Raw genomic sequence first — 10380 nt, 5'->3', positions numbered from 1 at the left:
GAATCGAGCTCGGTACCTAATAATTTTTCTTCTTCCTGTTTCTCTTTATCTTCTTCCCTTTTATATTCTCCATCTAAATGAAATGATGTGGAATCTAAATGGGAGTATTTAAGGTCTATTTCAATTTTTTTAATTACTTCTAAAACTACTTCAATAAAAATATCATTTAGTCCATATTTATATAATTCATCCATTACTCTCCCAATTTTATCATCATTAAGGTAATCAGGTTTAATTCTTTCTCCTAACAATTTCTCAATGGCTTTATCTTGAAAAAACTGACTGAATAAATATAGAGGTCTTGAAACAAATCCTAGTCCATTGATTAAAATAGACTTAACTACTGTACCTGCTGAGATTTTTTCTCTAACATCTATTCCTAATTTATTATTAATTATTTTGACTATTCCTATTTCATCAATTAAACCAGCTACTATCCCTAAATGGTCTAAATTTTTAACTTGTATTTCTTCTAAATAAGACATTTTTCGCTCTTTTTTTACAGAGGAAACAACTTAAGCAATTATCCCACTTTTTTGTCTTCAAGAGCTTAAGCAATTATACTTAATTATTAAACCCAGGCTTGTAGTATTTAATGCTACTTTTTGAAGTGCGGAATCTGGGTTGAAAAACTCCGCACCCAACCCCGAAGAATGGGACATTATCCCTAACGATGAATTGGTTCACCTGGAAGCTTATGCTTGTGTTCTTCCTCAAGATGATTCTCATTGGAGAGACTTAGTTAACTATTCCATTCTCAGAGTTATTCAGGGATATATTATTGAAGATCCTGAATTTAGCAAAATGTTTGCAGGGTGGTTTGGTGAGCAAGGGGTAAGCCCCTATCCTGAAGCTATTCTACAAGACTATTTTCAGGGAATTCTTGACTCAAAAGAACGCATACCTACTACTGCTTTTTAGCTAACCGTCGAGAAGCCCCGCACTATACCGTAGGTCAGTGTCGGGATGAAAGGCGGGTCAATGATTGGGGTTCGATGCCCCAATTATTGACAAGAAAGTAAGTCAACAATACAATAAAGGCAGTCTAACCGACACCTGGAAACAGGCTCAAAAGTTAAAGGGCGAACCCCATCGCTCTAGCTAGTGGAGATATGCGTCCCTAGATTGCCCCAGACAATCAACAATGCTCAGAAGCTAGAAACGGGTAAAAAAATATTTCTGGATAAAAACTCGATACATTGCAGCCGATGGATAGTCGGTGGTGCTGACTGTGGAGGTATCTGGACGGGGATATGTGAATGGCAACATTTGTGTATCTAGAAAAGACCGATGAAACAGTAACGTCCTGTCGTGAGGTAGGGAAGCCCGCGCTGTACCCACTGGATCAGCGTCGGGAGGAGTGTCACATGTGTTATGAGTCAGTTGGATAGTTCTCAAAAAGAATTCAATCTACTCAAATTCGGTCCAGTTCGTTTAGTTGTTCTCCAAGGGGGATCTTTTTGTAATCTCGATTGTGATTATTGTTATTTACCCGATCGCCAGACTAAAAATCGTCTAGTCCGCTCTCGCATTGTCCCCATTTTTGAAAATTTACTCACCAGTTCTCTGGTTCGAGACTCTTTTACAGTTTGTTGGCATTTAGGAGAACCTTTAGCAGTTCCTATGTCCTTTTATGTAGAAGCGATGGAGATTATTAATGGAATTAAAACCCGTCTCCAAAAAGAAATCAGCATTAACTACTCCGTTCAAACCAATGGTGTATTGTTAACTCAAGCTTGGTGTGATTTTTTTCAAAAATATAATTTTAATGTCGGTGTAAGTATTGACGGACCGGCCTTTATCCATGATGTTCACCGCAAAACCCCAAGCGGTTTAGGAACCCATGCAGCTACCATGAGGGGCATTAAATTACTACAAAATAATCACCTTGACTTTTATATCATTGCCGTACTTACAGAAACCTCTTTGGACTATCCAGAGGAGATATTTCAGTTTTTTAGAGACAATGGTATCAAACGGGTAGGCTTCAATATTGAAGAAATAGAAGGAGTCAACCGGACATCTTCCCTACAAAAAGACGATATTTCTGCAAGAATAAGGGCTTTTTGGCAACGGTTTTGGTAGTTAACCGCTTCTGTTAAAGGAGAACTACAGGTGAGGGAATTTGAGGATGTCAGTGAGTTGATCCTGAAATCTTCAGGAAGGTTAAAAAATCAGATGTCTCGGCCCTTTGCTATTGTTAGTGTTGACTATCAAGGCAATTTTTCCACCTATTCTCCAGAGTTGTTAACCATGAAAAGTGATCATTATGGAGATTTTATTTTAGGAAATTTGGTTAATGATTCCCTAGAGTCCGCTTGTGATCATCCTAAGTTCTGGAAACTGTTGCAAGATATAACTGCTGGTTGTAGTCTTTGTGAAGATAATTGTTCTTACTTCTCTCTCTGTGGTGGGGGCGCGCCCAGTAATAAGTATTGGGAAAATGACACTTTTGTTTGTTCGGAAACTATGGCTTGTAGATACAATAAACAATTGGTGGTTGATGTGGTACTAGACGGAATAGAACGCCGTTTAGGGTTAAAAAATTGATTAGGAGAAAATTATGCCCGTAAACAATCAATCTGGTTATCTGGGTTTGGTGTTGATGTTAGCTACCTTAACCGTCGAAATGAGTCCAGCTACGGAAACCTTACCCCCCCACCCTGAAACCGTTCCCCAACGGGTGGAAAGGATTCAAAAATTGTTGCAAGAAACTTCTGTTAGTCTTAAGGAAGAGTCTTCTAGACAACCCTTAACGCCTAAATCTGACAATGAAACAGACCTGGCAATATGGGCAGATTGGGCCGATGGAGGTCGCCGTAGAGGAGGCAGTGGGGGTTGGGTTGATGCTTGGGACTCTGGTTGGGGAGATTGGGGCGATACCCCTCGCTGGGCAGACTGGGGAGATGTTTGGTAAGTCCTTAAGCTTTATCCTGATGCTCTCACCTTAATAAACCTGAGTTCGATATAAGGAAATTTCTAGAAAACTAACTCAAATCAGAGTAAAAAAAATTATAACTCCGAACTCCTAACTCCTAACTCCTAACTCACCTTAACAAAGTCTAATAATCGATGAGCTAGTTCTAATTTAGAACAAGAATCTATGGTTTCTTGTTTTCCTTTATTATCAATAAAAATTGCTTGGTTTGTATTAGTGCCAAACCCTGCTTCTGCTTTATCAATGGGGTTAGCAACAATAATATCTAAATTTTTGCGCTTTAATTTATCTAAAGCAGGGTTGACAATATCCCCTGTTTGTGCTGCAAACCCAATCAAAGTTTGATAGTCTTTTTTGAGGGTTCCTAACTTTGCTAAAATGTCAACAACAGACTCTAATTTTAAGTTAAGTGATAGCTCTTTTTTGGGCAATTTATAATTAGTATAATGTGCCGGTTTAACATCAGCTACGGCAGCGGACATAATAATAATTTCAGACTCCTTTAAATGGTTGATCATTGCTGCTTCCATTTCCTCAGCAGTAACTATGGGGATTAGGTTATAGTTAGGTGATTGAGGCAGTAATTCTGGGGCGATCGGCCCGTGAATTAAGGTGACAATAGCACCCCGATCGCTGGCTGCTTGGGCTAAGGCTAAGCCCATTTTTCCAGTAGAAGGATTACCCAAAAATCGCACCGGATCAAGATTTTCTCTGGTGCCTCCTCCACTGATTAAGATGCGTTTACCTTGGAAATCTTGTTGTCCTTGGGTGTATATTAAAGAGTGTAACTTGGTGATAATTTCCCTCGGTTCAGCCATGCGCCCTGCTCCAATGCGATCGCAGGCCAATAAGCCTGAACCTGGCCCGATACTATGATAACGAGTGTCTAGCTGTAACTGTTGCCAGTTTCTTTGGATAACAGGTTGCTCCCACATTTCTGTATTCATAGCTGGAGCGAGTAAAATGGGGCAACGAGAGGCTAAAACCGTATTACTGAGCAAGTTATCTGCTAACCCGTATGTTAACTTAGCCAGGGTATTAGCGGTTAAAGGAGCAATGAGCAGTAAATCAGCTTCTTCTCCCAAGGCAATATGGAGAGGACGGGAATGGGTTGCTTGCCAAAAATCTTGATCGGTATATGCCTGATGACGGCTGAGGGTAGCAACGGTTAAAGGTGTAATAAAGCGTTGTGCTGTTTCGGTGAGGATGACGCGAACCTCTGCTCCTTCCTGGAATAAAGAAGAGATAACCTCACAGACTTTATAAGCAGCAATACCACCACCAATGCCTATGAGGATCGATTTAGACTTGAGCATGATTATGCTTCATCGTATGCTTCGATGTCGAGCAAGTATAAATAGGGTTCTGCCAGTTCTTGACGTTGGAAAGCGACCGCCCGTAAGGTATGCCAATCTTTGAGAGCTTCAAAAGGATTGGTATAATCGTCTTGTTCCAGTCTTTTAGCCAGAGCCGCTACATCTTCCTGTGTAAACCCAGAAACATCTTGCCCTGTCAAACTTAAGGTTGTCATCCCGCACCTCCCCTAACGTTGCTAATTTTCCTGCCTTCCCCATTGTACCCCGATCTTCAGCAAATGTCGGTATTCTTTCGATTAATCTTAATTGTTTAGGTTGTGATAAGCTTCAATTACTTGTTGGGCGATCGCCGACCAACTATACTTATCTTTAACTAATTGATAAGCCTTTTTTCCTCTTTCTTCTCTTATTTCAGGGGAGAGAATAGCGGTTTCTATGGCTTGGGTTAAAGCATCAACATCTAAAGTTGTCACCCAACCAGCGTCATAATTTTTCACATCGGGCCAAATATAAACCCCCTCAGAAATAATCACAGGAGTTCCTGTGGCCATGGCTTCAGCTACGGCAATACCAAAGTTTTCGTAATAAGAAGGCAGAATAAACATATCTGCATCTTGCAATAAACCAATTTTTAAATCTCCTTGAACAAAACCGGTAATAGTTGTATATTTAGCTAAAGAAGAATCATTAATTTGTTGTTTTATCTTCTCTTCATAAACAGGATCTTGAGGATTAGAACCGGCTAAAACTAAATGAAACTTAATCCCTTTTTTGAGCAATTTTTCTGTTGCTTCGATTAAAAAGTTTAAACCCTTTTTAGGGTCAATGCGAGACATAAATAATAATAAAGGTACATCTTGAGGAATCCCTAAACTATTTCTAGTTTCGCCTTTTGAGGGGAAACTATCAGGAATATTAACCCCTAATGGAATAATTAAATCTTGGGTTTTTACTCCATAGCGATAGGAAATATTGGCCTCTTCTTCTGCTGTAAAATGGACTGCCGCGGAACCAGCAATATTGGGGCCTTCGAGAAGGTTGCCATAAATTTACTTCAAACATCGTTTTTTCTTGAGATCAGCCGGATCGAGGGTTCCTAATGGTCGTAAAATGTACGGTAATTTCTGATACCTAGCAATGGTTGCTGCTGCCGTTATTACCGGGGAAAATAAAGCATGAAAATGAGCGAGATCGTAATCTTTTGCGTGTTCATTTAACCATTGCAACAAAGGAAGAGAAAACTTATAACGACGAAAGGGAGAACAGGGAAAATAAATAAATTTGTAACCTTCTTGTTGAAGAGGAACCCCTAAAGGTACATCTAAAGGTGCTTGTCCTGTATCCCCATTAGAATTAGTGGTTAAAATAGTAACATCGATCTCTGCCTTAGCTAAAGCAGCAGAAAGACCTAAAACCATTTGAGACGGACCACCATAAACTAAAGATATAGATGGGACTATTTGTAGAACTTTCATGAGTTATTCTTGATAATGCACCGATTCTATCAGACTCAGTAGATAATCAAAAAATTTGGAAAAAAGAAAATGACTCCTCAACCACAGTAATTGATTATTTAGGATGATTTACTGAATGATTGGAAAATCAAATTTTGAGACTTTTGAATATGGGAGTTTATTTCCACCCGAGCATGGTCATTCTTGGGCAAATACTCGATCAAAATTGTGATTTTTCCTTTGCTTTTAGCCTGAATAATGTCCTTTAAGAGCTTCTCAAGTTTCTCAAGAAGGAGGTCTTGATCTTTGTTACTGGGGATTGCGGGTGTATTGTTCATGAGTTAATATTTGAACAGATTAGATAAAGTATACTGAATTTTTAGCTCAATATTAAATTTATCTTAAAATGCTTGATTACTGTTAGTCTAAGCTAATTTACAAAAATCAATAATATCTTAGGCGATTATTTTAAGTTAAATTACCTGTTCTTTTGGGGTTCAGAAATTTAATGATTAAGGGTTCAAAAATGCAAGAATCTAAATTATAATAAAACTTACTGAGATAAATGAAAAAAATGTCATGAGAAAAACAGTAAGAGCATCTACTCATGGTTTACAGACAGTTGAAGAACGACGAAAAATCCAAGGCTGGAAAAAATACGATGAACAATGGCAAACAAAAGCAGGGGTGTCTGAGTCGACTCTGAAGCGTTTTTGGAAGTCAGAAGACTTGAAAATAGACACTTTCACTAAGATATGTGAAGCACTGGGGTTTCACTGGGAGACGATCGCCGAGTCAGGCAGTTTAGTTATGGGACAGATAATTTGCGATCGCTATAAAATTTTAGAGTTAAGAAGCGATCAAAAGCATCGTAAAATTTATTTAGGGGAAGACTTAGGTTTACCATACTCACCTTTATGTTTGGTTACGCAGTTAAGTCATCATTCATCAGACAAAGAACAAGAATTACTAGAAAAAGAAAAAGAATTACTAGACAGGGAAGCAAGAACCCTACATCAAGTGCGTCAACATACTCAAATTCCTCAACTGTATGCTTATTTTAAAAATGATGAACAAGAGAGTTATTTAATTAAAGAATATATTGAAGGTAATCCTTTAGAAGAAGAAATATTTGAGGGACAACCTTGGTCAGAAGCAGAGGTATTTAACTTTTTAGATGAAATGTTAGGCATATTATCCTTTGTTCATAAAAGAAAGGTAATCCACCGAAAAATTAATCCTAGCAATATTATTAGACGAAAATCTGATAAAAGTTTGGTTTTAGTACATTTTGGGGACATAACCTATGAGAGTAGCAAAGGTTACCAAACACCTACACTATCATCAGTTTCACAACTATCAAAACATTTGTTTATTCCACCAGAACAAGGTATTGGATCACCTAAGTGTTGCAGTGATATCTACAGTTTAGGAAGAATTGCCATACAGATGTTAACAGGAAAATCATTAGATAACATAAAAATTGAGTATGCTACCGGTAATATTGATTGGCATGATGATTTAGATATTAATCCTATGTTGGTTAAATTTTTAGATAAGATGGTTGAATATAATTATACGGATCGTTATACCCCTGGGGAAACTGCCTGGAAAGAATTGAAGCAAATAGTTATTAAATAATCAATTATCATAAAAAATGTATTTAACCGTTGGTCAAAACCTTACAAACAAAGAGAATGACAACACCTATGAAATTATAGAAGAATTAGGTAGTGGTGGCTATGGTAACACATATCTCGTTCATGATCATAATTTTAATAGAAAAGCTGTTATTAAATGTATTGAAACCCACACAACAGAAACTAATGTAATTAACCAATCTCAAAAGATTTTTAAAAAAGAAGTTAAAAACCTTAAACAATTAGGTCAACATGATAAAATTCCAGAATTATACGACTCTTTCATTTTAGATAATAAATTTTTTATCGTTCAAGAATTAATTGAAGGTCATGATTTAATCGAAGAAATCAAACCCGATCATCATTGGACAGAAAATAAACTGATTATATTTCTTGTTGAAGTATTAGAAATTTTAGATTTTGTTCATAAACAAGGAAGAACTCACCAAGACATTAAACCATCCAATTTAATGAGAAGAAAGTCAGATCAAAAAATTATTTTAATAGATTTTGGTGCTGTTAAAGAGATTAGTGTTTTATTTGAATATAATCAAGGTGTAATTCAAGCAATGTTTCCTATTGGAACAGTAGGTTATATGGCCCCTGAGCAAAAAAATGCTTCTCTTAGACTGTGTAGTGATCTTTATAGTTTAGGTATTGTTGCTATTCAAGCTATTACAGGATTAGATGCTGAAACTATCAGTAACTTAATTAATACTTCTAGTCTAAATTCTCTTTTAAAAGGATATGATATTAGCGAAGATTTGATTACAATTTTAACTAAGATGGTAGCCTTTCATTTTAATGATAGATATCAATATGCTTCTGAAGTTTTGGGGGATTTTAAACAATTAGAAAATAGAAATAAATCGTTAAAAACATTAAAAAAAATTGTCTTAAGTGTAGGAATACCATTGGGGATTATTGGGTTAGTATCCATAGGATCAGTTATTTATAATAGTCTTAAGTATGACTCACTAGGAAAGGGAGAATTACTAAGTGTAGGAGAAGATAGAATATTACCAAACAATCCTTGGCGAAAAGGTTTAGGAATTAAAGCAATTGAAAATAAAGATTACAGACAAGCTGTTGAACAATTTAAAAAATCTTGGCAAGAAGAAGTTAAAGATCCAGAGACATTAATTTATCTCAATAATGCTTTACTTGATCATTACAATTTAGATTATTATACCCTTGCTGTGACAATTCCTATGAATAAAGATCATAAAAATGCTAAGCTTGCTCAGACTATTCTTAGAGGAGTAGCTCAGGCACAAACAGAGGTAAACTTAGGTCTTTTTAATGAAGATTATCCCCGACTAAAAGATTTTCTTGGTCATAATTTTATCAAAGGAAAAGCTATTAATAATACAATGGGATTAAAAATTATCATTGCCAATGAAGGTAACGAAGAAACACAAGCTCAAAAAGTAGCTCAATCTCTCATTAAACAGCCCATTTTAGGGGTAATTGGTTCTTGGACAAGTGAAATGACAGTGGCAACAGTTGATATATATAAAGAAAACAAATTAGTATCAATTTCCCCAGGGGCTACTACTGAGTACCTAAGCAATAATCCAAGCCCATTTTTTTTTAGAACAGTCACAAATAGTTCTGAAAGTTTTCAGCATATAACAAAAGAATTAATTAAGAGAAATAAAACAAAAGCAGTATTTTTTTACAGTCCTAGTAGTGATTTTTCTAGTTCTGCTTGGGAATTATTTAAAGAAGAATTTGAAGCGCAAGGCGGAAAAATAATTCATCAAAATGCACATCGTGTGCCAGAATATAATTTGTCTACACCAGATTTCAACCTTCAAAAATCTTTAGAGCAAATGAGAAAAGAACCTGAATATGACCCAGAAAAAACAGTTATTTTCTTGGTTCCTGATGCTGAAATTACCAAGGCAACTCAGAATAGTATAAAACTGATAGAAGCTTTGCCAAGTAATAATCAAATTTCGGTGGCGGGTTTATGGAGTTCATATAAAGATGAATTGTTAAATCTCAATAATAAAACAGTATTATCAAACATAATATTAAGCTCTTTTATCTATCCATTTGATCCCAATTATAACAATATAAACTTTAAAAATAATGCTCAACACCTGTGGCAAGAAGATAATCATCCCATAACCACCATTATTACCCCAAGAACAGCCAGTGCTTATGATGCCACTCGTGCTTTTATTGAAGCAATAGAACAACAAAGTCAACCTAGACGTTTTCTGTTTTTTGATATTCCCCAGAGAGTGACTCGTAAAGGTATTCAAAAAACCTTCGCTAACCCTAATTTTCAAGCCCAAGGTTCAACAGAAACCATTCAATTTAATACTGACGAAAATAGCGATCGCAAGAATGGCGATCGCAGAAATCCCCCTATTTCACTTATTCATATTGTTCCATGTGGTGATTATCATGAGTTTATTCCCATTGAATTTGATGATCCAAAAGATGTCGGTTTACAGTGCCCTTGAGAGCGTTTGACAAAAAGGACAAGATAGCTGATGCTTATTACCCAGATACAATAGGCTCAATTTAAACAGTTACGACACAGGGATGACTTACCAGCGCGTATTACTCAAACTTAGCGGTGAAGCCCTCATGGGAAACCTGGGCTATGGCATTGACCCCAAAGTCGTGGCCGACATTGCTCAAGAAATTAAAGATGTTATTAATCATGGCATCCAACTAGCGATCGTTGTCGGAGGAGGCAACATTTTTAGGGGGGTGAAAGCAGCATCGGCCGGCATGGATCGGGCAACTGCCGACTATGTAGGCATGATCGCTACAGTCATGAATGCCATGACTCTACAAGATGCCCTAGACAAATGGTATCCCACCAGGGTATTTACGGCCATCGCCCATGCAGAAAGTGGCTGAACCCCTAATTCGTCGGCGCGGCATCCGTAACCTAAAAAAGGGCCGGGGAATTGGTTTGGGGCGGGTTCGGGAAATCTTTTTTTACTACGGAACCCCCGCCGCCCCTGAAGCCCCCAAAATTTGGGCCAAGGGGTTTTTAAAGGCAAAAG

9 protein-coding genes and 2 pseudogenes are annotated in these 10380 nt (G+C 37.1%); 7 read left to right on the top strand and 4 right to left on the bottom strand.

Features of this window, described 5'->3' with window-relative positions; all coding sequences use genetic code 11:
• Positions 1 to 485, bottom strand: a 485-nt coding sequence (locus CWATDRAFT_RS26510; protein ID WP_042712511.1) for an IS1634 family transposase, incomplete at its 3' end; no start/stop codon positions are given.
• Positions 486 to 624: 139 nt separating this feature from the next.
• On the opposite strand from CWATDRAFT_RS26510, the gene CWATDRAFT_RS26505 reads away from it, so the two are divergent.
• The 4 genes from CWATDRAFT_RS26505 to grrA all read left to right on the top strand — a co-directional run bounded on the left by CWATDRAFT_RS26505 (position 625) and on the right by grrA (position 2917).
• The gene (locus tag CWATDRAFT_RS26505) at positions 625 to 921 is read left to right on the top strand and encodes a hypothetical protein (RefSeq protein ID WP_007307882.1); all 297 of its coding nucleotides are present in this window, start codon (positions 625 to 627) and stop codon (positions 919 to 921) included.
• A 453-nt stretch (positions 922 to 1374) separates the two neighbouring features.
• Positions 1375 to 2085 carry a cyclophane-forming radical SAM/SPASM peptide maturase GrrM/OscB gene (gene grrM / locus CWATDRAFT_RS41510; protein WP_007307883.1) on the top strand — a complete coding sequence of 237 codons (711 nt, stop codon included), beginning with the start codon at positions 1375 to 1377 and terminating at the stop codon, positions 2083 to 2085.
• Positions 2086 to 2115: 30 nt separating this feature from the next.
• The gene (locus CWATDRAFT_RS41505) at positions 2116 to 2550 is read left to right on the top strand and encodes a hypothetical protein (RefSeq protein ID WP_007307884.1); all 435 of its coding nucleotides are present in this window, start codon (positions 2116 to 2118) and stop codon (positions 2548 to 2550) included.
• Between the two features lie 13 nt (positions 2551 to 2563).
• A complete protein-coding gene (grrA, locus tag CWATDRAFT_RS26495) occupies positions 2564 to 2917 on the top strand; it encodes a GrrA/OscA1 family cyclophane-containing rSAM-modified RiPP (protein ID WP_007307885.1) in 354 nt (117 codons plus the stop codon).
• 125 nt (positions 2918 to 3042) lie between these two features.
• Here the strand turns inward: grrA and coaBC are convergent, their stop codons facing one another.
• From coaBC to hpsP, 3 genes and pseudogenes are all read right to left on the bottom strand, one after another.
• The gene (coaBC, locus tag CWATDRAFT_RS26490) at positions 3043 to 4254 is read right to left on the bottom strand and encodes a bifunctional phosphopantothenoylcysteine decarboxylase/phosphopantothenate--cysteine ligase CoaBC (protein WP_007307881.1); all 1212 of its coding nucleotides are present in this window, start codon (positions 4252 to 4254) and stop codon (positions 3043 to 3045) included.
• 2 nt (positions 4255 to 4256) lie between these two features.
• Positions 4257 to 4469, bottom strand: a complete 213-nt coding sequence (gene isiD, locus CWATDRAFT_RS26485; protein ID WP_007307880.1) for a protein IsiD — start codon at positions 4467 to 4469, stop codon at positions 4257 to 4259.
• A gap of 87 nt (positions 4470 to 4556) precedes the next feature.
• Positions 4557 to 5729 (bottom strand): annotated as a pseudogene (gene hpsP / locus CWATDRAFT_RS26480) (hormogonium polysaccharide biosynthesis glycosyltransferase HpsP).
• A 558-nt stretch (positions 5730 to 6287) separates the two neighbouring features.
• Here hpsP and CWATDRAFT_RS26470 point away from each other — a divergent pair.
• From CWATDRAFT_RS26470 to CWATDRAFT_RS26460, 3 genes and pseudogenes are all read left to right on the top strand, one after another.
• Positions 6288 to 7349 carry a protein kinase domain-containing protein gene (locus tag CWATDRAFT_RS26470; RefSeq protein WP_007307886.1) on the top strand — a complete coding sequence of 354 codons (1062 nt, stop codon included), beginning with the start codon at positions 6288 to 6290 and terminating at the stop codon, positions 7347 to 7349.
• A gap of 16 nt (positions 7350 to 7365) precedes the next feature.
• On the top strand, positions 7366 to 9825 hold the full coding sequence (locus tag CWATDRAFT_RS26465; RefSeq protein WP_007307887.1) for a bifunctional serine/threonine-protein kinase/ABC transporter substrate-binding protein: 2460 nt from the start codon (positions 7366 to 7368) through the stop codon (positions 9823 to 9825).
• An 82-nt stretch (positions 9826 to 9907) separates the two neighbouring features.
• Positions 9908 to 10380, top strand: a pseudogene (locus CWATDRAFT_RS26460) (amino acid kinase family protein); the annotation flags it as partial.

The sequence above is a fragment of the Crocosphaera watsonii WH 8501 genome, assembly GCF_000167195.1.
In the GTDB taxonomy this organism is placed as follows: Bacteria; Cyanobacteriota; Cyanobacteriia; order Cyanobacteriales; family Microcystaceae; genus Crocosphaera; species Crocosphaera watsonii.
This window is presented reverse-complemented; position numbering and strand designations above follow the sequence as displayed.

What these genes read in the sequence shown, in the direction of transcription:
- coaBC (WP_007307881.1), bottom strand. Translation starts at nt 4,254, where the DNA reads ATGCTCAAGTCTAAATCGATCCTCATAGGCATTGGTGGTGGTATTGCT.
- grrA (WP_007307885.1), top strand. Translation starts at nt 2,564, where the DNA reads ATGCCCGTAAACAATCAATCTGGTTATCTGGGTTTGGTGTTGATGTTA.
- grrM (WP_007307883.1), top strand. Translation starts at nt 1,375, where the DNA reads ATGAGTCAGTTGGATAGTTCTCAAAAAGAATTCAATCTACTCAAATTC.
- CWATDRAFT_RS26465 (WP_007307887.1), top strand. Translation starts at nt 7,366, where the DNA reads ATGTATTTAACCGTTGGTCAAAACCTTACAAACAAAGAGAATGACAAC.
- isiD (WP_007307880.1), bottom strand. Translation starts at nt 4,469, where the DNA reads ATGACAACCTTAAGTTTGACAGGGCAAGATGTTTCTGGGTTTACACAG.
- CWATDRAFT_RS26470 (WP_007307886.1), top strand. Translation starts at nt 6,288, where the DNA reads ATGAGAAAAACAGTAAGAGCATCTACTCATGGTTTACAGACAGTTGAA.